Here is a 21,845-nt window from a genome sequence, read left to right on the forward strand (position 1 = left end):
CAAACCTAGCCGGTGGCACCGACAGTCACAGGTCCGTGGCGTCGCCCGGCATCAGACGGGTGTGACCGGCGCCGCCGAGGTTGCCGATATGAGTGTCGTACACACCGCGGGCCAGATCCTTGAGCAGCACGTCATGGATGTCGATGGCGCGCTGCGGCCGCACCTCGCGCACGTAGTCGATCACCTCGGAGATCTTGTTCCACGGGGCGTGCACGGGAAGCATCAGCGTCTCGACCGGCTGGTCCGGAACCGTGAAGGCGTCGCCGGGGTGGAAGACGGAACCGTCCACCAGGTAACCGACATTGGTGATCTGCGGCAGATCCGGGTGGATCACGGCGTGCAGCTCCCCGTGCACCTGGACACCGAACCCGGCGGCGTCGAAGGTGTCGCCGTGTCCGACGGTGTGGACCCGTCCGGGAAATGCGCCGGACAGCTGCTCGGCGACGCTGCGCAGCGTCCAGATCTCGGCAGCGGGGTTCGCCTCCATCCCGGCGCGCAGACGGTTCTCGTCGAAGTGGTCGAAGTGCTCGTGCGTGACGAGGATGACATCGGCGCCCAGCGCCGCGTCCTCCTCGCTGAACCCGCCGGGATCGATGACGAGCGTGCGCCCGTCCTTCTCCAGCCGGACACACGCGTGGGTCTTCTTCGTCAGCTTGATCGTCATGACACCATCCTGCTACGTCTCGGGGGTCGTCTCCTGCCGGATCACGGCCCGCGCCACTTCGAAGGCCGAGTTCGCGGCGGGAACACCGCAGTAGACCGCGGTCTGAAGCAGTACTTCCCTGATCTCCGCCGGGGTGAGTCCGTTGCGCAGGGCAGCGCGGACGTGGGAGGCCAGCTCCTGCGGATGGCCACCGGCGATCAGCGCAGTCAGGGTCACCGCGCTGCGGGTCCGCCGGTCCAGTCCGTCCCGGGCCCAGACCTCACCCCAGGTATAGCGGGTGATCAGCTCCTGGAAGTCCCCGGTGAACGCGTCGGCGGCTGCCTCCACCCGGTCCACATGGGCGTCACCCAGGACCTCACGGCGTACCTTGACGCCCACGTCGTACGGATCGGGGCGCCCGGCGGGCACGGCGTCCGGCTGGGGCGCCGCAGGGGCGATCTCCGCGATGGGGGCCACCGGGGCCGACAGACCCGGTACGGGGAACGGCGCCGGTATCGCGGGCGATGTGGTCGACGTGGTCGAGGACACGGCGTCCTGCCAGCCGGTGGAGAAGTGCCGGACCAGCAGGTCCGTGACAGCGGCGGGCTGTTCGACCGGCGCCAGGTGGGAGGCGGCCGGAACCATCGCGAGCCTGGCGTCCGGTATACCGGCCACCAGGGTGCGGGCGTCCGCCGGCCCGGTCACCCGGTCCTCGGCGCCGACCACGACGAGCGCGGGCACACCGATCCGGCCGAGTTCCGCGCGGACGTCGAAGGACGCGAGGGCCTCGCAGGCGGCGATGTAACAGCCGGGGTCGGTGGTGCGGACCATCTGTACGGCCCACTCCACGATGGCAGGCTGCGCCGTCGCGAAGCCGTGCGTGAACCAGTGCTCGGGCGCGCTGCGCGCCATCGGGTCGAGACCGTTCGTACGCACGATCACTCCGCGCTGGCGGAACTCGTCGGCCGTGCCGAACCGGGGAGACGCCGCGACCAGCGCGAGCGAGGCGACCCGCTCCGGGTGTCGCAGCGCCAGCTCCATGCCGATCGCACCGCCGATGGAGCATCCCGCGTAGCCGAAGCGCTGCACGCCGAGCCCGTCGAGCGTGGCCAGCAGCCGCTCGGCCATCCCGGCGACCGAGGGCACGGGGTGGGCGGGAGCGCCTCCGTGTCCCGGGAGATCGAAGCGCAGGACCCGCCAGGTCCGGGCCAGCTCGGGCGTCTGCCGGTCCCACATATGCCATGTGGTACCAAGGGAGGGGCCCAGCACGAGGACCGGGGCGTCTTCTGGCCCGTCAAAGCGGTACTGGAGGGTCTGCTGCGTCGTCTCGCTCATCCGCCTCACGCTCTCATATCTCACCTCCAGAGCTATCGCCAGGGCCAGAAAGTCTGGGGCGACGCGTGCTGGCCAAACCAGCCGGTTCCGTCGAGCACTGGGGCGAGCGCGCCCTGCAGCGCTCCCTTCTGACCACGGCCGAACACACCGGCCGACGCATCGGGGTGTTCGCCGGTGACCCGGCGAACACCCCGTGCCAGCTCGTCGTCGGCGCCCGCCGCGCCCTTGCTGACATCGCCGCAGTCCGCACCCGCTGGCAGCACGCCACCGAAGCCACCCGGCCACAACGGCGGCGACCAGCACCCGCGCCGGCCCGCCGACGACCACGGCCGCGCACGCCGCCCGGTCCACACGAGCAACCCGACAGCCCCCGCCGCGCTCTCCACGGGCACCGTCGCCCAAGCACGCCAGTACACCCGGGACTTCCTCGAAACCCTGCGGCCGGCCGTCGACGGGGACGCGGCCGACACCGTGGTCCTGGTCGTCTCCGAGGTCGTCACCAACGCCCTGCGCCACGGCGGCGGCACCTACGCCCTGCGACTGACCGCCCACCCCTCCGCCATCGAAGTCGCCGTCGAGGACCCCAGCCCCGAGCACCCGCGACCGCGTACCCCCAACCTGCACTACGGCACCGGCGGGTTCGGCTGGCACATGGTCAACGACCTCGCCCACACCACCATCACCCCACACCCGAGGGCGGCAAGACGATCCGTGTGCTCCTCCCCCGGTAGATCCGGAGGCGGTGGAGCCGGTCGGCAGGCCGGCCGTGAGCTGCGATGCGCCGCTGAGTACCGCGCTGGCCTCTGCCCGGCCATCGGCTGACCTCTGCCCATCGGCATAGACCTCCCGAGAGCACTGAGGAGCGGGGCTTTCGAGCCGCCGTCTTTTCGGGAGGGCGCCGGTGGTCATGTACGGCCAAGGCGAAGGACGAGCAGGTCAAGGGGCAAGCTCAAGGAGAACGCTGGGCCCCTGCGGGCAACAGCGGCTGATCGCTGAGAGGCGCGTGGAGCAGGCCGAGGGCGGCGCCCGTGACACCAAGGAAAAGATCAAGGACATCTTCAAGCGATGGCCCTCGCGCCGTCAGGGCCGGGACCACACAGCGTCCCGGCCCTGAAGCCGTCCTGGGCGTTGGGTCTCAAAAGTGCGGGTGAACTTTGTGCAGCCCCAGTTGTGGGGGTGGTGGCATGGGGCTTGTGTATCGGGTCTGGGCCGAGCGGAGGAAGTGGGCGAGCAGGCGGCGGGAGGCGGCCAGCGCGGTGTCCTCGGGCTGTCCGGCCAGGCCTCTGTTGGCCAGCAGCAGGAGGGTTACATCAGCGGGGGCCACGTCATCGCGGAGCTGGCCGGTCCTTTTGCCGCGTTCGATCAGCAGGGCCAGCCCGTCCTCGGCCCGGGTGCTCTCCTGGTCGTAGTCGAGAGCGTCGGGGAAGTGCTCCATGAACGCCGCCGCGAAGCCGCGGTCGGTGGCCTGCATGGCGCACACCTGCTCAAGAAGGTTGCGCAGGCCGCGCAGCGGGTCCGGATCGTCGAGCGCCTCGTCGAGGACAGCCACGCACACGGAGAGCTGTTCGGCGAAGGCGGCGCTCACGAGGGCGGCGCGGGTGGGGAAGTGCCGGTACAGGGTGGCGGCGCCGACACCTGCGCGGCGGGCCACCGCGGTCAGGGGAACGCCGATGCCCTTGTTGGCGAAGGCATCCTGGGCCGCCTGGAGAATACGGGCGCGATTGCGCCTGGCGTCTGCGCGTCGCTCTGCCGGACCGGTGCCGTCGGCCCGGCCCCCGGCCCGCTGAGGGGGTTCGTGAGAGGGCTGAGCAGGCATGTCTCTCACTTCTCTATAAGTGGAAGGTGTCGCCCGTTTAGCGGGTTAGCGTGAGTGTACCGGCGGGGCCGGCCGCTCTCCCGGCACCTTGAACGTGGAACAGGACAAGATCATGAGTGAGATGCGTGCTGCCCTCTTCGACCGCTACGGGCCTCCGGAGGTTCTGTACGTCGGTAGCGTGCCGATACCGACGATCAAGCCTGACCAGGTCCTGGTCCGTGTCCACGCGGCCAGCGTCAACGGTGGTGAACTCGCCGGGCGTGCGGGAAAACTGCGCCTGATCACCGGCCGCACTTTCCCCCAGGGCACCGGGGTCGACTTCGCAGGGGAGGTCGCCGCGGTGGGTGCCTCGGTCACCGGAGTGCGTGTCGGTGACCGGGTGTGGGGCATTCAGCGGCTGAAGGTGGCCAGCATGGCCGAGTACGTCGCCATCAGCCCCCGAAAGATCTCCCCCGCCCCGCGAAACCTGACTCCCGCGGAAGCGATCTCCCTGCTGGCTGGCGGGACCACGTCCTTGACGGCGCTGCGCGACCATGCGGCGATCAAGCCCGGGGAGCGGCTGCTGGTACGCGGCGCCAGCGGAGGTGTGGGAAGCGTGGCCGTCCAGATCGGCAAGCTGCTGGGAGCGCACGTCGTTGCCCTGGCCGGAGCACGGAATCTCGACTTCGTCCGCGGCCTGGGCGCCGACGAGGTGCTCGACTACCGCACGACCCCCCTCTCACAACTGCCGTCCTTCGACGTCGTCCTCGATGCCGCCGGCACCCAGCAGTCCCACCTGCGCCACCTGCTGGCACCCGGCGGCCGCATGGTCGCCATCACCACCGACCTCAACCGCCCCCTCGCCAGCCTCACCACCATCCTCACCTCGGCCGTCCACGGCCGCGGACGCATCCGCATCTTCAGCGGCAACCCCGACACCCAGCTACTCACCGAACTCACCCAGTACGCCGAGAACGGCGACGTCGTCCCCGTCATCGACACCGTTCACACCCTCGACGGCATCGCCGCCGCCCACCGGGCCCTCGAAGCCGGAGGCGTCCGCGGCAAACACGTCATCCAGGTCGTATGAGTGCACGCACGGGAGCATCGAGGTGGCAGTGCACGACTGCGACCCCGGCTCCTCGGATGCGTAAGCCCAACCTGACGCCGAAGGGCGTCCTTCACGCCACGATCCGGCAAGGTGCGGGCTCCGGCAGCCTCTGACGCCGGGACTGCAAAAGAAACGGCCCAGTCTCGCATTCGGTGGTGACGGAGCGTGTTGCTATCCGAGGAGGATGCGGTGACGAAGCGGGGTGAAGCCTGCTCGTCCGTGCATCTGGCGCGCGATCCGCTTGGTCTTGGTGTTGACGCCATCGGTGGGGCCGTTGCTGTACGGAAGCGTGAGCCCGGCGATCACGGCGTCAATGTCCCAGCCCAGGCCCCGGGTGAAGGCATGCAGATGAGGCAGATCGGCTGCTCGGACTTGAGTGATCCAGCGTGTGAGCGCGTCGGCGTTGTCGGGGCGTGGCGCAAGGAGCGGGGCGAAGCCCCTGATACCCGCTGCCAGTTGGGTCATCTCGGGGCGCCCTGTCTCCGCGGTGTCCGCCTCCGGTTCCGTCCGGATCAGGCAGATGACGGGGGGTTCCGAAACGGCATGGGGTCATGGGGCTGTCTTGCAGGTGTTCCGTAACCTCTTCCCCCCGGGCCCGAGGCGTGTGCGGCTCCGAGCGGGTTCCTGCTCGAGCGAGGAGCTGAGGAAGTTCACAACTCAGGTTGAAGCTTCCCGGGCAGTTCCGCGACAAGGTCGCGGACGTACGCCTCATCCGTAGCGGGGATCGAGAAGACCACCCGGAAGTAGAGCGGCGCAACGATCCGATCCAGAACCTGCTCCAGGGATGGGGGCGCGTCGCCGCGCTCCCGCGCCGCGTCGAGGACAGGGCGGAAGCGCTCGCTGACCCTGCGCAGGCATTCACGCAGTCCGTCGTGGCGTTCGTCGACGTCGGGCGCGACCTCGGCGCGGAAGAACGCGATGCCACCGGGCCGGGAGAGCTCCGTCAGTGTCCAGAGCGCCTGGTTCTCCAGGTCGGCGCGCAGGTCGCCGACGAGCGGGGGCGCGCCAGCGTCGCTGCGGTGCTTGGCGACGTCGGCCAAGAGTGCGGCGAGCGTACCCCAGCGCCGGTAGAGGGTGCTGGAGTTGACCCCCGCGCGCCGGGCCACAGCGGGGAGGGTCACCTTGTCGGCGCCGAACTCGCCCACCAGCGCGACCGCGGCGCTGTGCACGGCGGCACGAACGTGGGTGCTGCGGCCGCCGGGCCGTTTCGTCGATGCGTCAGCGTTCACCCCTCCACTTTAAAGCAAAGAGTTGTGCCTTAGCGGGCAGGGGGCTTACGGTCACACTAAAGCGGAGATCACCGCTTTAGTGTTGTGAAGGGAATGCCATGTCCACCAACGAAGCCCCCCTCGCCCTCGGGCGCACCTTCCACCAGGCCCTTGTCTCGGGCGACTGGGACGGCATCCGGGCCCTGCTGCACGATGACGCCACCTGGACCCTGCCCGGCGACAACACCGTCTCCGGCACAGCCGACGGCGCCGACGCGGTGGTGGAGCGCGCTCAGCTGATCGCCTCGTACGGCCTCGACTTCGAGCTGCTGCATCTCCTGGTCAGCAGGGAGAACATGGCGCTCTCCCTGCACAACACGGCGCACCGGGAGCACGCCGTGCTGGACGAATACCTGGCCACGGTCTGCCGGCTCCGCGATGGAAAGATCGCGAGTATCGAGACCTATCTCTCCGACGTGCCCGGGATGAACGCCTTCTTCGTCTGACGAGTCCCCGGCTTGGGTCCTGACCTTCGACCGGCTCCCCGCTCCATCGCGACCATGCCTCGGCCCTCTTGGCGTCCGCCTGAGCCCGCGGGATCGGCGGCGGATACCGCAGAGGGGGGCGGGCAAGCCGGACTGAGGTTAAAACTCAAGCTCAGCCGGTAAGCAGTCAGGAACGAGCAGCGGGGCCGGACAGGGCGATCCCGTCCGGCCCCGCTGTCGCCGGGTCAGCCGAAGTCGAGCGTCTGCTGTGCGATGGCCGGGGCCGGACGATGCTGGGGCGGCGGTGCGCCGTCCGGCTGTGCACCTGGCCTGCGACGGACAGGGCCGGCCTCTTGCCTTCACCCTGACCGGCGGCAACAGCAACGACTGCACACAGCTCGAATCCGTCGTGGATGGCATCCGCATCGCCCGGTCGGGCCCGGGAAGACCCCGGACCCGGCCCAAATGGGTAGCCGCCGACAAGGGGTACTCATCCCGGAAGATCCGCGCCTAGGCACTGTCCGGCGGATCATGTGACTTTCCGACTGGTCGCTCGTTGAATGAGGCATGAGTCGGGGGGATCTGACGAGTCGCGAATGGTCGCTTCTGGAACCGCATCTGCCGCTGCCAGGTGGCCGGGGAGGCCGGTGGAACAACCACCGCACGGTGCTCAACGGGATCCTGTTCCGAATCCGCACTGGTGTCCCGTGGCGTGACCTCCCAGGACGATACGGCTCCTGGAAAACCGTCTACGAACGGCATCGCCGCTGCTCTGCGGACGGAACCTGGGACCGCATTCTGCAGGCGGTCCAGGCCAACGCCGACCTGGCGGGCCGGATCGACTGGGGCATGGTCGGCGTCGACTCGACCTCGTGCCGGGCCCACCAGCACGCGGCCGGCGCCCGCAAAGCCAAGCCTCGGGTCCCGAAAAAGGACGACGCCCCGGCACCACCGCCCCAACGAGGGGCTTGGACGGTCCCGGGGCGGCCTGACCTGCAAGATCCACCTCGCCGGTGAAGGCGGCTGCCGCCCACTGGCACTCCTACTCACGCCGGGCCAGTGGGGCGACGCCCCGCAGATGGTCGAGGTCCTTGACCGGATTCGGGTTCCCCGACCGCAGGGCGGACGGCCGCGGACCCGGCCCGACCATGTCAGCGGCGACAAGGCATACAGCTCCCGCCGCAACCGGCGCTACCTGCGACGACGCGACATCAAACACACGATTCCGGAACCGAAGGACCAGCGGGCCAACCGTCGGCGCAAGGGCAGTAACGGCGGCAGGCCCACCGGCTTCGATCGCGACCGATACCGGCGGCGCAACGAGGTCGAGCGAACCATCAACCGGCTCAAGAACTTCCGTGCTGTCGCAACCCGTTACGACAAACGGGCCTACGTCTTCCATGGCACCGTCACCGCAGCAGCGGTCCGCTTATGGCTCAGACCATGATCCGCAGGGCAGTGCCTTGCCGTGCCGATCGGATCCAGGCTGCACCCGCACGACCCACATGTACCCGGCCAGACCAATCGATCCGCGCACCGTCGCGTCAGCCCATGCCAGCAAAACGCTGCCTCCGGCATTCCATCCCAGGCTCCAGAAGAGGAGCAAACTCAGTGCGCTTGCCACTATGACTGCGCTCCCGTACCTGACGAGCGTCGTGCGGCCTCTGCCCAGCCAGATTCCCAGAAGCCCAGCCGGGATCTGCACCATCACATGGAAACTTGCGCATGCCAGCGGCACAGTAAGGAGGAGGACGAAAGGTGCATCTGCTGTGGGATCGCCTGGCGGGGTCGCATAGCCGGAGTCCAGCATCCACAACGGCGGCACCAAGAACGTGAGCAGGAGTACGGCTCCACTCAGATGCATAGCGCCAAGGTGCCGCAGTGCCGAATGTGGAGCCCCGACGCTTCGTCCCCTGGCAGTCGGACCATTGGTTCTCTCGCCCATATCTCCCCTCCCGCCGCCCTGCAGACGTGGGACATGGTAGTCAGGCGGTTGCCCCGTCCTCGCACGGCGTAGCACGTCCCGCACAGGAGTCGTCATGATCCGCCGGACAGTGCCTAGCCGCGTAAACGCGGAATCGCCTGCACCATCGCCGAACGCATCAGATCAACGGCAGACGCGGGACGAGGTGAATCACTCTGCCGTCTCGACCGCACGGCTCTGGCGCTGGGATGGGGTGCTTGCTCGCGGAAAAGTTGGTAGCCGACCTGCTACCCATTGCCGCTGCGATGATGGCCCGTATGTCTGATGGGGAAACCGAGCCGCCAGTGCCTTCGCGTGGATATGCGAAGGGGCGGGCGCGCCGTGAGCAGATCGTGACGACGGCTGTCGAGGTGTACGCGGATGTGGGATATCACGGTGCCTCGTTGCGGGAGATCGCGAAGCGTGCCGGGATCAGCCACGTGGGCCTCCATTACTACTTCCCCAGCCGTGAGGCGCTGTTGGCGGCGGTGCTGGAGCGCCGGGACGAGGAGGACACCGCACGGCTCGGACCGAAGGAGTACTCCCCCAGGGCGGTGGTGCAGCATCTGGTCGACCTGGCGGATCACAATGCCCGGCATCCGGGCATGGTGGAGTTGTACGTGCGACTCGCGGCGGAGGCGGTCTCCCAGGATCATCCCGCGCATGAGTATTTCAGAGTTCACTACCGGACGACACGGGAGTACGTGCAGCGTGCCTTGCGGGAGCTGTCGGAGCAGGGGGCGTTGCGGGAGGGGGTTGATCCCCGGATGGCTGCGGCCGGGTTCGTGGCTCTGATGGACGGGTTGCAGGTGCAGTGGCTGACAAGTTCGGATGAGGTGGACATGGCCGGTGTGCTGCGTTCCTACGTGGAGCGGTTCCTTAAGGAGCCTTCGGCGTAGCGGGCGTGCAGGCGTCGCAGCAGCAGGAGGGCAACTGCCGCGGTGGCTATCTCACCGGCGGCCAGAGCGGTCCAGACGCCCGTTGTGCCCAATGGGCCGAGGGCGGCGATCAGGGGAACCTTGATCAGGAGCAGGGTGCCGATGGAGATGAGGTACGCGGGTGCCGGGCGGCCCAGTGACTGGGCGTAGGCCGCCACCAACGGGCCGATTCCGGCGGCGGTGAGCCCGATCGCGATGATCGGCAGTGCCTGTCCGACGGCGGTGATTGTGTCGGCGTCGTTGAGGAAGAGACCAGCGAGGGGTCTGGCGAGCACGGCGAGGGCAACGGCGGTGAGCAGTCCGTATACCGCGGAGGCGATCAGAGAGTAGTTGCGGGCTTTGAGTGCCCGGCCGGACAGGCCGCGTCCGGTGTTGTAGCCGACGATGGGCTGCAGTCCCTGGCTGATGCCGGTGTGCGGCATCATCACGAAGGTCTGCAGGCGGACGCAGACAGCGTAGGCCGCGAGCACGGTAGCGGACCCCGTGGCCGCGAGGGTGGCGTTGACGAGAACGGCCAGGAGTGTGACGCCGGTGCCGGCCAGGAATGAGGGCAGGCCGACGCCCAGCAGTGCTCGCAGCGTTGGACCGTGGGGCAGCAGGTCCCGCAGGCCGACGCTGTAGGGGCGGCCTCTCTGGACGAAGAAGAACCACAGGCTCATTGCCGCGGACACGGCCTGGCCGCCGACGGTGCCGAGCGCGGCACCCCGTACACCCATGCCGAATCCGAAGATGAGCAGTGGGTCCAGCGTGATCTGCACGGCGACGGGCACGAGCCACAGCAGGGTGGAGAACCCCATGCGGCCTTCGGCCCGTACCAGGCTGGAGAACCCGGTGGACACCAGGGCCCCGCACAGCAGCACCACGGCATAGGGGCGTGCGGTCGCGCCCAGTTCGCCGGTGGCGCCGAGCAGGCTGAGCAGCGGGTCCAGGAAGGCCAGGCCGAGTGCGGTGGTGGCTGCGGCGCAGGCCCAGAACAGGGCGAAGGAGTTGCCCGCCGCGCGGGCGGCGGCCCGGTGGTCTCCCGTGCCCAGGGCGCGGGAGACCAGGGAGGCACCGCCCGCGCCGACGGTGGTGGACACCGCGCCGAGGAGCAGCAGGAGCGGGGCGACCAGGTTGACCGCGGCCATGGCGGTGTCGCCTGCGCCGCGACCGACGAACCAGGCGTTGGTGAGGGCGTAGATGCCGTACACGCCGACCGCGGCGGTTGTCTGGGTGCAGGCGCGCCACAGCAGCCGGCCCACCGGGTCGGTGCCGAGCCGGGTCGTGTGGTCGGTGGCGGGAACCGCTTGCGCGGAAGTCACCGGCGGGTGCGGCCGAACAGAGCCATGACCTCGTCGAGGCGAAGGCGCGCCCAGTTGTACTGCTGGGGGTCGGTGTGCCCGCGGTACACGGTTTCGATGACCATGATCAGTACCAGGTAGAGGCAGTACAGGCGGCGGCGCGTCTGCTCGGTTCCGGTCAGCTCGCCGTGACCGTAGCCGCGCATGAAGGGGGCCGGGTCCCCGAAGGCGGCTATCTGGGTGCCGGTGAAACCGGCTTCGATCAAGGGGTCGCCGTAGAAGGCGCGTTCGTGGTCGATGATGCAGACGATCTTGCCGTCACGGACCATGACGTTGCTGGCCCACAAGTCCCACTCCACCAAGCGGGGTTCGGTGACCTCGTCGAGGCTGTCGGCGTGTGCGGCCACGACCGCGCGCACAGTGTCGTACTCCCAGCCGATGTCGACGCCACGGCGCTCGCCGTCGACGAGTACGTTCTCGGTCATCGTGGTGAACGCCTGCCGCCAGGTGTCATGCCCCGGCCCGGCCAGCGGGCCGAAATGCTGACCGCGGACGGAGTTGATCTCCCGGTTGAGGGCGCCGAGTTGTTCCATCAAGTCATCGCGCCCAGCCGTGGGAAGCGTTTCGGTGATGATGCCGAGGTTGTCGGCGTCGATGTACGGCATGAAGAAGTAGTCGGCGTCGCACAGTTCGCGGCTCTGGTCGGCGAAGTCGACGGCGGGGACGGGCACGGCGGTCCGTGTGCGCAGCAGGTCCAGCGTGGTCAGTTCGATCGACATGGCGCCCTGCTCGTAGGTCATCACCTCCACCGCGGGCGGCGGGGCGATCTTCAGGACAACGTCGGTGCCGTCGCGCAGGCGGATGCGGTAGGCGACGTTGAACCAGCCGTGCCCCAGCTCGCTCGCCCACCCGTCCCCGTCCGGGACCTGCTCGGCTCCGTAGGCGCGCTCGATCATGGCGCGCAGCACCTTGGGAGGCTGCCTGTTCTTGGTGATGCTCTCCACTCTCGTCCCTTTCGTCGATGGCGTGTCGGTGGCGCAGGAAGGGGCAAGGAGCCCGGTGCCAAGCCCGCCGCACGGCCCTCAGTAAGTATCCACGAAATATTTAACACGTGGTAGAAATTCTCCGAGCAGCGCCTCGTCGACTGCGTCCGCCAGCACATCCATCGGCGCGGTCCCGTCACCGACTTGGGTCGCCCCTGCCGTCAGCCGGCGTGCCCGCCGAGCCACCGGTGTCCGGCCGCTGACGGAGGCAACGGTCTCAAGACCGAAGAGGTCCGCGCCGAAGAGGCGGTAGCAGACCAGGTCGATGCTGTGCCGGTGCTCGCTCACGGCGTGAACGTCGTAGCGCGTGAAGGCGCCGACGATGCAGATCAGGCGCGGTCCGCTCCAGAGCACCTGGGCCGCGGCCGTGGCCCCGAGCCGGTTACGCACCAGGTGCTTGAACTCGCGGCGGTGGTCCATCCGCCACGAGAGGTAGAACATCCCTGGTTGATGACGCCGGCGTCGACGCCGCGCTTGTACTTGGCTTTACCGACCGCGGGAGCTCGTGAACCGGCTCTGAACTGCGACGACTCATAGAGTAGATGTCCGCGACGGAGATTGGGGGCCGTTGCTCTGACTCGGCTGGGTGGCCTCATGGGGCGGCCCGTCCACCGGGACGGTGGACGGGCCGCGAGGTCGTCAGCCGGACAGGATCAGGTTGTTGATCCCCTACTTGATGCGGTCGAGGAAGCCGAGCACCCGATGGTTGACCTGCTTTGTGGCCTGTTCGTCGTAGGACGGGAGGCTGCTGTCGGTGAACAGGTGCCTGTCGCCGGGGTAGAGGAACAGTTCGGCATCCGTCGCCGTCTCGACGAGCGCACGTGCGGCATCCACATCGCCCTCCCCGGCGAAGAACGGATCTGCGTCCATGCCATGGATCTGAACCGGGACGCCCTGGGGCCAGGCCCCGCCGAACTCCGAGATCGGGACGCATGCCTCGAGCAACAGTGCGGCCTTTGCGCCGGGTCGGGTCTGGGCGAGCTTCTGCGCTGGCAGGACACCGAGTGAGAACCCAAGGTAGACGAGCTCCGCAGACAGCCCCTCGGCGGCGGCGGTTCCGCGCGCGATGATCGTGTCGAACCCGGCCTTCTCGACGTAACCGATGCCCTCCTCGAGGCTGTCGAATGCCTGCCCATCGAACAGATCTGGGGCGTGGACGGTGTGTCCGGCCCGTCGCAACTGCTCGGCGAACGCGCGGACGCCGGCGGTCAGCCCGTGCCCGTGGTGGAAAACCAGCACCTCAGCCATGTCGCTCCCTCGTGCTGCGATACCCGGGCGGGCGGCCAGTTCCGTAAAAGCCAACAGATCCGGGCCAGGCACCGGGCGAGTCTCGCGTACCAGCCAGTGCAGCCGCGCGACTGGCAGCGCGTCCAGCCCAGGCGCGGAAGTGCCAAATTAGCTTGACACTTCCTCCCGTCGCCGGTCGTCGCCGGCTGTGGCGGGGATGGCGCTGTCGATGAGGACGGCCGCGATGGCGGCGGCGGTGGGGAAGGCATCGGCGTTGAGGACCCGGGTGCGGGCCGCCGCGCCGTCGATGAGGAGCGCGAGCTGCTCGCCGAGCTGTTCAGGGTCGGCGGCGCCGGCTTCGCGGGCGGTGTCGGCGAGCCGCGCGGCGACGGCCTTCTTGTAGTCGCGTGCGTACTGGGATGCGGGGTGCTGGGGGTCGTGGAGTTCGACAGCGGCGGCGATGTACGGGCACAAGGGTGTGTCTGGGGAGATGTCGAAGGCGGCGAGGAGCCGTTCGCGGGGGGTGAGGTCGGTGCGGTCGAACACGCCGGACAGCACGGAGGGGTCGAACCGGCGCAGGTACTCGGCGACGAGTTCGTCCTTGCCGGCGAAGTGCTGATAGGCCGTGCGCTTGGACACCTCGGCCGCCGCACAGAGCTCGTTCATGCCGGTGCGGTTGATGCCCTGCTCGCGGAACAGCTGCTGGGACGCGCTGATGATGCGCTCGCGGGCGCCCCGGCCGCGGCGGCGCCCCGTGGGGCCCTTTTCCAACTCCGTCATAAGTCCACGATACCCCCACGGGTAACGACTGGTGTACATAGTTTGCGCCCCGGCCCCCTGGCCAGTACCTTAAGGAAACAGAGCGGTGTACATAACACCGTCACCCCAGGTACACACGGCATCACCGACCCACGGGAGCAATCATGGGAAAGCTCGACGGCAAGGTCGCGGTCATCACCGGCGGCACCACCGGCATGGCCCTGGCCGGCGCGAAGCTCTTCGTCGACGAGGGAGCGCACGTCTTCATCACCGGCCGCCGCCAGGACGCCCTGGACGAGGCCGTCAAGCAGATCGGCCGCAACGTCACCGGCGTCCAGGGCGACGCGGCCGACCTGGACGACCTGGACCGCCTCTACGACACCGTCAAGCGGGAGAAGGGAAGCCTCGACGTGCTGTGGGCCAGCGCCGGTGGCGGCGAGCCCGCCCCGCTCGGCGAGATCACCGAGGCCCAGTTCGACACCTGGTTCGGGCTCAACGCCCGCGGCACTCTGTTCACCGTGCAGAAGGCCCTCCCGCTCTTCAACGACGGCGGCTCCATCCTCATGACCGGCTCCAACGCCTCCCTCGGCGCCTTCCCCGGCTGGAGCGTCTACGCCGGCAGCAAGGCCGTCCAGCAGGCATGGGCTCGAATCTGGCTCAACGAGCTCAAGGACCGCCACATCCGCGTCAACGTCCTGACCCCCGGCCAGGTCGCCACCGCCAAACAGGAAGAACTCTTCGACGAGGCCACCAAACGCCAGTTTGAGTCCCTCATCCCCCGCGGCCAGATGGGCCGCCCCGACGAAATCGCCACCGCCGCCCTCTTCCTCGCCTCCGACGACTCCACCTACGTCAACGGCATGGAACTCGTCGCCGACGGCGGCACCACCGCCATCTGAACCCGACAACACACAACCAGGACAGGACACCTCATGAGCAGCATCAGCATCATCGGCACCGGGAACATGGCCCGCACCATCGGCGCGCGAGCGGTAGCGGGCGGCAACACCGTCGAGATCATGGGTCGCGATCAGTCCAAGGCCGCTGACCTGGCCCAGGCTCTCGGCGGCGGCACCACGGCGGGAGAATGGGGCACCGCCCCAGCCGGGGACATCGTCATCGTGGCCCTGCTGTACGACGGCGTAGTTCCGGCCGTCGCCCAGTACGGAGACGCTCTCGCGGGCAAGGTCATCGTCGACATCAGCAACCCCTTCAACTCCACGTTCGACGGGCTGGCCCACCGCGAGGAGACCTCCATCGCGCAGGAAGTCGCCAAGGCTGCCCCGGCCAGCGCCAGCGTGGTGAAGGCGTTCAACACCATCTTCCGCCACGTCCTGGAGAAGGGCCGGCCCGACGTCTTCATCGCCGGCGACAATGCACAGGCCAAGGAACGCGTGGAGGCGTTCATCGAAAGTCTCGGGCTGCGCCCGCTGGACGTCGGCGGCCTGCCAATGTCGCACTGGCTGGAAGGAGCAGGCGTGGTCACGGTCGGCCTCGCCAACCACGGCGTGGGGAACTTGGACTTCGCCCTCAGCATCAGCGAACTCCCCATCTGAGTGCGCGGTTGACGGATCACTGGAAGGAGCACCGGGCCGGGAGCGCACCACCCATGGACTCAAGTGGTGCCCGGGAAGGGGGGCGTGGACCACGTACCGGGCGAGAAACCTGCCGAGAAGCCGCGGGCGATTCGCTGCCGCTATGGCGTCGGCTGGATCAGCATGGGTGGATGAAAGTCGTAACGCTCAACACCTGGGGCATGCACGGCGATTGAAGGAGCGCGAGGTTCGGCTTCGTGATCGCGTCGAGCAGCTTGTACCGGACATCACGACGCTGCAGGAGACCGTGTATGCGCCCGGGAACCACCCCGCCGTCAACTACGAAGCGGCTCCACCGGCATCCTGATCGGCTGTGTCGCGTCGGTACGGGGCGCCATACTCAATATTTGTAGCCAGGTGATCAAACCTCAGCACGGCTGTTGGCCAGTAGGCCCCTTCGGCCGGTCGGCGCGATGGGTGAACTGGTGCAGACTGAGGGCGCAGGCCGACTCCATCTTCCGTGGCCGTGCGTTTCGAGGGCCTGCGGGCCGCGCGCCGCCTCTTCAGCCCATTCCTGGCTGCGGATAGGAACCCGTCTCGTTTGGCCGTTCGTCGATCTCTCGATCTTGTAGCGCACTGGCGGGAAGTTCACGGAAGGTTCCGTTCCGGATGGCCGAGCTTCCAGATCAACCGAACGAGGCCCGTCCAGAACCATGAGACTGAGTTCATGAAAAGCGTGAGAGTGCAAGAGGTCACGTTCGTCAACGGTGCGGTAGAGCTGGCCGGTTCACTGCGAGTGCCGGTTGAGGCCGACCTGCCCGTTGCTGGCGTGGTGCTGGTCGGGGGGTCCGGGCCGACCGACAGGGACAACGGCACATACTTCCTGCCGATCCAGCAGCACCTTGCAGAGGCTGGATTTGCCGTGCTCTCGTATGACAAGCGCGGTGTTGGCCAGTCATCTGGTGATTGGCGCGCAGCGACCATGGATGATCTGGCGGCTGATGCAGGCGCGGCGCTGAGCTTTCTCCGTGCTCAGCCTGAGGTTCAACCTCAAGCGGCGGGGCTTTTCGGGCATAGCGAGGGTGGCTGGGTTGCTCTGCGCGCATCTGCGGCGCGGGGTGACCTGCCGTGGGTGGTCACCAACAGTTGCCCAGGAGTGAGCCCTGCTGAACAGGAACGCTACGCCCTCGGCAACCACCTGAAGGGAATATATGGTGAAGGGCACCCTGAGGTCCGCAGCACCCTGGCCCTGTACGACCAACTGGCAGAAGCAGGCCGACGCAACGTCGACTTTTCCACGGCGCAACAGCTCGTCGACAACGCGGGAGCGCCGCCGGGACTGGCCTACTACTGGGGCGACGTGGACGAACGCCTCTGGTTATATCTGAAGCGAAAACAGGACCACGACCCGACCCCGGACCTGCTCCAGCTCCGCTGCCCGCATCTGGCGCTATTCGGTGGTGCTGACACAACGGTTCCGGTCGCCGACAGCATCCGTATCTTCGCCACAGCCGCCTGCCACTCGGCCCGCCTTCACCACGCCACCTTGACTGTGGAGGTGCTCCCGGGCGGCGACCATCGTCTGCAGTCAGAGGACTCAGCGGCCCTCGTTCCCGGATACCTCGACACGGTAAGCCAGTGGCTCGCAAACCATGTCATGCCATCAACCGGCGCCAGCAGATGAGGGTGCACGCGATGCTGGTGAACGCGAGGAAGTGGTCTGCCTTGCGTTCGTAGCGACGGTGAAGGCGGCCACAGCCGGTGAGCCAGGCCATGGTGCGCTCTACGGTCCAGCGGTCGCGGTCCAGCCGCTGGGAGGGCTCGACTCCCTTGCGGACAATGCGGTGCGTGATGCCTCGCTGGCGTAACCATCGCCGCAGGTGGGCATAGTCGTAGCTTTTGTCGGTATGAAGCGTGCCAGGCTTGCGCCGCTGTCGGCCGCGACGCGAACGGATCTGCGGGATGCCCTTCACGAGGGTGATCAGACCCTGACTGCCGTGCAGGTTCGCCCCGAAGATGCCGACAGATATGGGCAGTCCGGAACGTCAGGTGAATCTTCGAGCCGTGCTTGCCCCGGTCGACAGGATTCGGACCCGTCAGGTCCCCCTTTTCAGGGCCCGATGTTCACCGAGTCGATCGCGCACCGCGACCAGTCCGATTCACCACGAGCACCAAGTTCCTCCTGGACCAGGCAGCGAAGCTTGGCCCACACCCTGGCCGCCGGTAGGCCGTTACTCCGGACGGGCCGGACGACGCGGAAAGCAGCCGCTGCCAGGTACAGCCCGCCGTAGCCACGAACACGACCGCGGCCAGCACCTCCCGGTCGCCGTGCCGACGCCGGCCACCACCCTGCAGCCACGATGGCGCATTCGGCACCACCCGCTGGAACAACTCCCACAACTCGTCCGGTGAGGTGCACGGAACCGCTGGTGATCTTGGTCGTCCGTGAGCGGCGATCCACGGCAACGCCCGCATCCCGGCCGACTTCCGGCTCTACCTCACCGCGTCCCCTCGCATCCTCGCCGCGGCCCGCCCGCAGAAGGGCGCGGACGGCCAGGAGGCGGAGATCGCGACCATTGCAGACGACCCGGAGGGCACGTACGGCGCGTGGCTCGCGGAGATCGGGCTGAGGAGGCGATCGAGCGGGAAATCCTTGCTAACGGTGGGCTCGGGTATTGGAACTCTCGGAACGCCTGCCTCACGCCCTGCGTCGTTGAAGTTAATGCGTTGCCGCTGAAGGTTGGTGATCAGTAGGTTTGCGCCATCATGAGGACGCGAAATCTGAGGTTCGGCTTGTATGCAGACGAGCAGGGGCTGGCATGGGTCAGGGACATCGTCAACTGGTCTGCAGGTTCCCGGAGTGCCCGGATCGTCAAGTTGGACGTTGCACGTACCTATACCGATGGCGACCTGACGACCGCTGAGATGTACGACTTTCTTGCTGAACAGTGGGCCCTCGAACATCCTGGTCAGAACAGCGGCGACCGGGAAGCGGTTGAGCTGCGGGTCGACCTGGCGTGTTCCCTGCGGACATGGCGAGCGATCCGCAAGGCAGTGATCAAGGCTCTGTGCCCGGAAGGCATGGCACCCCATGCTTGCTGCGTTCCATGGTGTGCCTGAGCTGGTGCATGGTTCTCGGCAAAGCACTGCGATGCCGTCTCTCTGCCCTCGACGGCCCCATGCGGGGGAAGCGGGACTTCGCCAGGGCCCGGTTGGGGTTGTCGGTGGGGCGGCGGACATGCACGTGCGGGCCCTCGGCCCGACAGCCCTCCGCGCGCGAGGAGGCCAGCAGGTGCATATCGCCGCGCCCCCTGTCGAAACCCCGATCTCCACATACTCATCGGCACGGGACAGCCCGTCGGCAAAGGGCGACATCAGCCGCGACGACCTGTTAGAAGCCCTAACAGAAGTCTCTGATGGTGTGGCTGTCGGCCTGGACGCTCGTTCGACGCGACGACATCCACGAACCCTTCCTCGGACTCTCCACCTGCCTAATCACCCGCAGACACGCCCAACGCCTTTGTCAGGACCTCTTAGGACCTCTTGACCCGGTTCCGATGGCGGTCGGCGGCGGTCCCGAGTCGCCCGGAGCGAGGCGGCGCGGTTACGAACGTGACGCCAGGAGGGCAGGGTCGGATGGCCTCGATCACCTATTGGGAAGTACCGGCCGGGTGACCCGTGCCCTACGCAGCCGTGCGGACAAGTCATCCAGCACCTCTGCTTCGGAGTCGACCAAGTAGAAGTGCCCCCCGGGGAACACCTTGATGCTCGATTCACCGATCGACGTGTGCGACCACGCATACGCCTCCGAGACGGTGACGTCCGGATCACTGTCTCCGACATAGATCAAGAGCGGGCTCTTGACGGTTCGGCCAGGCTGAGGACAGTGATTCTTGATCATGCGCAGGTCCGCGCGGAGGGCCGGAAGCAGCAGCGGGCGAAGGTCCTCGTCGTCGTACGCCACCGAGTTGAGGCTTCCCAGAGACTTGGCGAAGTCGATGATCGATTCGTCGTTGTCATCAGGCAGGTCGCGCCCCCCGACGCCGGGAGCACTACGGCCGGAGACAACGACCATTGCTGGGCCCCGGCCGTGTTCTCCCTCCAGCAGCAAAGCAACTTCGAAGGCAAGGGCTGCGCCCATGCTGTGCCCGAACAGGACCAGGCCGCTGTCGAGCAGCGGGGCCAGCTCTGCGGCGATTTCGCCAGCCATCTCGTCCATGTCCTCGACGAACGGTTCCATGATCCGGTCCTCTCTGCCCGGATAGCGGATTGCCAGCAGGTCGACATCGACGGGCAGTCGATGGCGCCAGCTCCTGAAGGTGCTGGCGGAACCTCCGGCATGGGGGAAACCGACCAGGTGCTGCTTGGCTCCGGCGATCGTGCCGAACCGTCGCAGCCATACCGCGGTGTCAGTCGCATTCACGGACATTAAGGTGTGCTCCAGCAATGAGTTACATGGTGGGATCACAATCACCTTACGTTGATCGTGACGTCGAGAAGGAAGCGTGGATCACCGCAGAAATACGGGTGGTTTCATTGCATCGGCACCCACCCGCAAAAGATCGTTCGCAACCCGCTTGACATGAGCGTGATTCACTTATCGTTTCGCAGTTCCGGTCGGCTCCTCACTTCTGGATTCATCGCCTTGCAGCACATCTGCACGTTCCGGGACTGCACGCCGGCGCTGCTCGGGTCGTGTTGCCAGGTACAACGTGCCGACGACGAGAATTCCGACACTCAGATAGACCAGGTCGCGGTAGGGCAGCACGTCAATCAGCATGACGCCGACGAAGATGCCGATGCCTTGCATCCCGGTCATGATGAAGCTCGCTGCCCCTGTCACCCGGCCCAGCAGCTCGTTAGAGGTGTACAACTGAAACGCCGTCATCGAACTGACCACGACCGGTGCCAGGCACAGCCCGACGACCGCGACAGCGGCGATCACCACCGCGTCGTTCGGGACCGCGATGAAGCCGGCGGCGACCGCGCACAATCCCAGGCCGACCGCCGCCGTCCGCCCAGGTCCGGCGCGTTTGATGAACATCGGCGCGAGCAAGCCTCCGATCAGCCCGGTCAGGCTCATGACGGTGACCAAAGTGCCCACCCAGGTCGCGGGATGCCCCAGCCCGACGGTCACCACAGCGATGCCGAGCGTCTCATAGAAGCCCATCGCGAAGAAGGCGAGCGCCAAGGCGAAGGACAGGTGACGCAGCAGGGGCGCGGTCAGCAGGTACCGGAATCCGACCACGACCTGCTGGCTCCAGCTCTCCCGGCCCGCCTCCCGGACCGGCTTCGGGTCGTCGATCCGCACCACCGACCAGCACAGCACCGACACACCGAAGGTGGCCGCGTCGACAACGGCCAGGGTGTGCCCGCCCCAGGCCGCCAGGACACCCAGCCCGATCCCGGGGGTGATCAACCGAGCGCCCTGGTTCAGCGCCTGGCTGAGCCCGATGGCCGCGCTCACGAGTTCCGCGGGCATGAGCTGCTCCCGCAAGGCGACGAAGGCACCGGAAGTGAGCGCGGAGCTGATCCCGTAGAGGAACATCATCAGGTAGATCAGCCAGACCTGACCCGGGCCGTCCACCGTGACGAGGGACAAGATCAGCAGCGCGGTGGCCACCTCGGTGAACATCAGCAGCCGTCTGCGTCGGAACCGGTCGACCAGTACTCCGGTGACGGGTGAGAGCATGGTCCCCAGGGTCAGGCAGAGGATGACGACGCCGGCCTGCGCAGTCGACCCGGTCAGTTCCTTGACCCAGATGGAAGCGGCGAGCCAGAAGGCACTGTCGCCGATCATGGTCACCGTATTGCCCAGGATGCAGATACGCAGGTTACGGGTACGGAATAGTTCGCGCATGAAGTTTCAGTCCTTCGGGCGGGCCGGCTCCGGCCCTTCTGGGGTTGCGGTGCGCTGGATCACGCGATCGACCGCATCGGGGTCTGCGGCCTGATCGTCAGGACGTCGAAGCTCCGCGACAGAATCGCCTGCTGAAGACTGCGCAGACGGTGGCTGGGGGCGAGCCCGGACTGCTCGCTCAGCAAGTTGCGAATCGACGAGTAAACCCGCAACGCCTCGCTGGGGCGTCCAGCGTTGTAGAGAGCGACCATCAAGTATTCGTGGACTCGTTCGCGGGAGGGGTACTCCTCCGCCAATGTATAGAGTCCCCCTACCAGTTCGGCATGCCGTCCGAGGTTCAGGTCGAGTTCTACCGACTTCTCGTAGGAGGTCATGTACAGCTCGTCGAGTCGCCGCGCCTCCGCCGTCAGTCGTGGCGTGCAACGGATGTCGGCGCAAGATCTTCAACTTCAAGGCGCCAGGTGCGCATGGCCGATCATCACTGTCGACCAGCGACAACTGCCCCAGGATCCCGCACTTCATACATCTGCTCCCCGTATGGATGGTGCATGCGTACTTGGACGTGCCAGCCGTCCGGCCTTGGCGGGGCCGCCGTACCACCGCCAGGGCCGGACATGTGGACTCCCGGGAAGGGAAGCCCGCCTGACCGCTGCCTCCGCGCAG

Annotated in this window: 21 protein-coding genes and 5 pseudogenes; 12 read left to right on the forward strand and 14 right to left on the reverse strand. The window is 67.4% G+C overall.

The annotated features are described in order from the left end of the window. Positions 1-25 precede the first annotated feature (25 nt). On the reverse strand, positions 26-664 hold the full coding sequence (locus OG584_RS05035; RefSeq protein WP_405775400.1) for an MBL fold metallo-hydrolase: 639 nt from the start codon (positions 662-664) through the stop codon (positions 26-28). Between the two features lie 12 nt (positions 665-676). Beyond that, entirely contained in the window at positions 677-1,978 is a 1,302-nt protein-coding gene (gene pcaC, locus OG584_RS05040) for a 4-carboxymuconolactone decarboxylase (protein ID WP_405775402.1), read from the reverse strand. Positions 1,979-2,040: 62 nt separating this feature from the next. Here pcaC and OG584_RS05045 point away from each other — a divergent pair. Further along, positions 2,041-2,342: pseudogene (locus tag OG584_RS05045) on the forward strand (replicative DNA helicase); the annotation flags it as partial. 71 nt (positions 2,343-2,413) lie between these two features. Beyond that, positions 2,414-2,800: an ATP-binding protein gene (locus OG584_RS05050; RefSeq protein WP_405783890.1), complete on the forward strand. Its 387-nt coding sequence runs from the start codon at positions 2,414-2,416 to the stop codon at positions 2,798-2,800. A gap of 313 nt (positions 2,801-3,113) precedes the next feature. Here the strand turns inward: OG584_RS05050 and OG584_RS05055 are convergent, their stop codons facing one another. Then, the gene (locus tag OG584_RS05055; protein ID WP_405775404.1) at positions 3,114-3,794 is read right to left on the reverse strand and encodes a TetR/AcrR family transcriptional regulator; all 681 of its coding nucleotides are present in this window, start codon (positions 3,792-3,794) and stop codon (positions 3,114-3,116) included. 112 nt (positions 3,795-3,906) lie between these two features. Here OG584_RS05055 and OG584_RS05060 point away from each other — a divergent pair, with 112 nt between their 5' ends. Next, on the forward strand, positions 3,907-4,863 hold the full coding sequence (locus OG584_RS05060; protein ID WP_405775406.1) for an NAD(P)-dependent alcohol dehydrogenase: 957 nt from the start codon (positions 3,907-3,909) through the stop codon (positions 4,861-4,863). A 192-nt stretch (positions 4,864-5,055) separates the two neighbouring features. On the opposite strand, the pseudogene OG584_RS05065 reads toward OG584_RS05060, so the two are convergent. After that, positions 5,056-5,355: pseudogene (locus tag OG584_RS05065) on the reverse strand (transposase); the annotation flags it as partial. 179 nt (positions 5,356-5,534) lie between these two features. Beyond that, positions 5,535-6,113: a TetR/AcrR family transcriptional regulator gene (locus OG584_RS05070; RefSeq protein WP_405775408.1), complete on the reverse strand. Its 579-nt coding sequence runs from the start codon at positions 6,111-6,113 to the stop codon at positions 5,535-5,537. A 98-nt stretch (positions 6,114-6,211) separates the two neighbouring features. Between OG584_RS05070 and OG584_RS05075 the strand changes: the two genes are divergently transcribed. The 4 genes and pseudogenes from OG584_RS05075 to OG584_RS05090 all read left to right on the forward strand — a co-directional run bounded on the left by OG584_RS05075 (position 6,212) and on the right by OG584_RS05090 (position 9,439). Next, on the forward strand, positions 6,212-6,598 hold the full coding sequence (locus tag OG584_RS05075; protein ID WP_405775410.1) for a nuclear transport factor 2 family protein: 387 nt from the start codon (positions 6,212-6,214) through the stop codon (positions 6,596-6,598). Positions 6,599-6,845: 247 nt separating this feature from the next. After that, a pseudogene (locus tag OG584_RS05080) lies at positions 6,846-7,085 on the forward strand (transposase); the annotation flags it as partial. Positions 7,086-7,144: 59 nt separating this feature from the next. Further along, a protein-coding gene (locus tag OG584_RS05085) for an IS5 family transposase (RefSeq protein WP_405775412.1) occupies positions 7,145-8,024 on the forward strand; the annotation gives its coding sequence in 2 pieces (ribosomal slippage) (positions 7,145-7,506 and positions 7,505-8,024; 882 coding nt in all). A gap of 794 nt (positions 8,025-8,818) precedes the next feature. After that, positions 8,819-9,439 carry a TetR/AcrR family transcriptional regulator gene (locus tag OG584_RS05090; RefSeq protein ID WP_405775414.1) on the forward strand — a complete coding sequence of 207 codons (621 nt, stop codon included), beginning with the start codon at positions 8,819-8,821 and terminating at the stop codon, positions 9,437-9,439. On the opposite strand, the gene OG584_RS05095 is transcribed toward OG584_RS05090, so the two are convergent. The 5 genes from OG584_RS05095 to OG584_RS05115 form a co-directional block, all read right to left on the reverse strand. Continuing rightward, entirely contained in the window at positions 9,403-10,779 is a 1,377-nt protein-coding gene (locus OG584_RS05095; protein ID WP_405775416.1) for an MATE family efflux transporter, read from the reverse strand. The genes OG584_RS05090 and OG584_RS05095 overlap by 37 nt on opposite strands. Next, positions 10,776-11,762, reverse strand: a complete 987-nt coding sequence (locus tag OG584_RS05100; RefSeq protein ID WP_405775418.1) for a phosphotransferase family protein — start codon at positions 11,760-11,762, stop codon at positions 10,776-10,778. The genes OG584_RS05095 and OG584_RS05100 overlap by 4 nt, the downstream gene beginning before the upstream one ends. 78 nt (positions 11,763-11,840) lie before the next feature. Beyond that, entirely contained in the window at positions 11,841-12,242 is a 402-nt protein-coding gene (locus tag OG584_RS05105) for a hypothetical protein (protein WP_405775420.1), read from the reverse strand. Between the two features lie 228 nt (positions 12,243-12,470). Then, on the reverse strand, positions 12,471-13,049 hold the full coding sequence (locus OG584_RS05110; RefSeq protein ID WP_405775422.1) for a dienelactone hydrolase family protein: 579 nt from the start codon (positions 13,047-13,049) through the stop codon (positions 12,471-12,473). 147 nt (positions 13,050-13,196) lie between these two features. Beyond that, entirely contained in the window at positions 13,197-13,808 is a 612-nt protein-coding gene (locus OG584_RS05115; protein ID WP_405775424.1) for a TetR/AcrR family transcriptional regulator, read from the reverse strand. 143 nt (positions 13,809-13,951) lie between these two features. Between OG584_RS05115 and OG584_RS05120 the strand changes: the two genes are divergently transcribed. The 3 genes from OG584_RS05120 to OG584_RS05130 all read left to right on the forward strand — a co-directional run bounded on the left by OG584_RS05120 (position 13,952) and on the right by OG584_RS05130 (position 17,006). Further along, positions 13,952-14,686, forward strand: a complete 735-nt coding sequence (locus OG584_RS05120; RefSeq protein ID WP_405775426.1) for an SDR family NAD(P)-dependent oxidoreductase — start codon at positions 13,952-13,954, stop codon at positions 14,684-14,686. 33 nt (positions 14,687-14,719) lie between these two features. Further along, positions 14,720-15,343 carry an NADPH-dependent F420 reductase gene (locus OG584_RS05125; protein WP_405775428.1) on the forward strand — a complete coding sequence of 208 codons (624 nt, stop codon included), beginning with the start codon at positions 14,720-14,722 and terminating at the stop codon, positions 15,341-15,343. Between the two features lie 706 nt (positions 15,344-16,049). After that, on the forward strand, positions 16,050-17,006 hold the full coding sequence (locus tag OG584_RS05130; RefSeq protein ID WP_405775430.1) for an alpha/beta hydrolase family protein: 957 nt from the start codon (positions 16,050-16,052) through the stop codon (positions 17,004-17,006). Here OG584_RS05130 and OG584_RS05135 read toward each other — a convergent pair. Further along, positions 16,978-17,722 (reverse strand): annotated as a pseudogene (locus OG584_RS05135) (IS5 family transposase). The gene OG584_RS05130 and the pseudogene OG584_RS05135 overlap by 29 nt on opposite strands. A 10-nt stretch (positions 17,723-17,732) precedes the next feature. Between OG584_RS05135 and OG584_RS05140 the strand changes: the two are divergent. Both OG584_RS05140 and OG584_RS05145 read left to right on the forward strand, forming a co-directional pair. After that, a pseudogene (locus OG584_RS05140) lies at positions 17,733-17,980 on the forward strand (hypothetical protein); the annotation flags it as partial. Between the two features lie 108 nt (positions 17,981-18,088). Then, a complete protein-coding gene (locus tag OG584_RS05145) occupies positions 18,089-18,442 on the forward strand; it encodes a hypothetical protein (RefSeq protein WP_405775432.1) in 354 nt (117 codons plus the stop codon). A 526-nt stretch (positions 18,443-18,968) separates the two neighbouring features. Here OG584_RS05145 and OG584_RS05150 read toward each other — a convergent pair. The 3 genes from OG584_RS05150 to OG584_RS05160 form a co-directional block, all read right to left on the reverse strand. Next, positions 18,969-19,745: a thioesterase II family protein gene (locus tag OG584_RS05150; RefSeq protein ID WP_405775434.1), complete on the reverse strand. Its 777-nt coding sequence runs from the start codon at positions 19,743-19,745 to the stop codon at positions 18,969-18,971. A 174-nt stretch (positions 19,746-19,919) separates the two neighbouring features. Next, positions 19,920-21,182, reverse strand: a complete 1,263-nt coding sequence (locus tag OG584_RS05155; RefSeq protein ID WP_405775436.1) for an MFS transporter — start codon at positions 21,180-21,182, stop codon at positions 19,920-19,922. Positions 21,183-21,241: 59 nt separating this feature from the next. Continuing rightward, positions 21,242-21,610 (reverse strand): AfsR/SARP family transcriptional regulator, encoded by a 369-nt coding sequence (locus tag OG584_RS05160; RefSeq protein WP_405783891.1) that lies wholly within the window; start codon positions 21,608-21,610, stop codon positions 21,242-21,244. Between the last annotated feature and the right edge of the window lie 235 nt (positions 21,611-21,845).

Origin of the sequence: Streptomyces sp. NBC_00859 (assembly GCF_045161865.1) — a bacterium.
Lineage (GTDB): Bacteria > Actinomycetota > Actinomycetes > Streptomycetales > Streptomycetaceae > Streptomyces.

Coding starts and splice junctions, on each gene's coding strand:
- OG584_RS05075 (WP_405775410.1), top strand. CDS start 6,212: ATGTCCACCAACGAAGCCCCCCTCGCCCTCGGGCGCACCTTCCACCAG.
- OG584_RS05120 (WP_405775426.1), top strand. CDS start 13,952: ATGGGAAAGCTCGACGGCAAGGTCGCGGTCATCACCGGCGGCACCACC.
- OG584_RS05125 (WP_405775428.1), top strand. CDS start 14,720: ATGAGCAGCATCAGCATCATCGGCACCGGGAACATGGCCCGCACCATC.
- OG584_RS05105 (WP_405775420.1), bottom strand. CDS start 12,242: ATGTTCTACCTCTCGTGGCGGATGGACCACCGCCGCGAGTTCAAGCAC.
- OG584_RS05035 (WP_405775400.1), bottom strand. CDS start 664: ATGACGATCAAGCTGACGAAGAAGACCCACGCGTGTGTCCGGCTGGAG.
- OG584_RS05130 (WP_405775430.1), top strand. CDS start 16,050: ATGAAAAGCGTGAGAGTGCAAGAGGTCACGTTCGTCAACGGTGCGGTA.
- pcaC (WP_405775402.1), bottom strand. CDS start 1,978: ATGAGCGAGACGACGCAGCAGACCCTCCAGTACCGCTTTGACGGGCCA.
- OG584_RS05115 (WP_405775424.1), bottom strand. CDS start 13,808: ATGACGGAGTTGGAAAAGGGCCCCACGGGGCGCCGCCGCGGCCGGGGC.
- OG584_RS05110 (WP_405775422.1), bottom strand. CDS start 13,049: ATGGCTGAGGTGCTGGTTTTCCACCACGGGCACGGGCTGACCGCCGGC.
- OG584_RS05060 (WP_405775406.1), top strand. CDS start 3,907: ATGAGTGAGATGCGTGCTGCCCTCTTCGACCGCTACGGGCCTCCGGAG.
- OG584_RS05090 (WP_405775414.1), top strand. CDS start 8,819: ATGTCTGATGGGGAAACCGAGCCGCCAGTGCCTTCGCGTGGATATGCG.
- OG584_RS05145 (WP_405775432.1), top strand. CDS start 18,089: ATGAGGACGCGAAATCTGAGGTTCGGCTTGTATGCAGACGAGCAGGGG.
- OG584_RS05055 (WP_405775404.1), bottom strand. CDS start 3,794: ATGCCTGCTCAGCCCTCTCACGAACCCCCTCAGCGGGCCGGGGGCCGG.
- OG584_RS05155 (WP_405775436.1), bottom strand. CDS start 21,182: ATGCGCGAACTATTCCGTACCCGTAACCTGCGTATCTGCATCCTGGGC.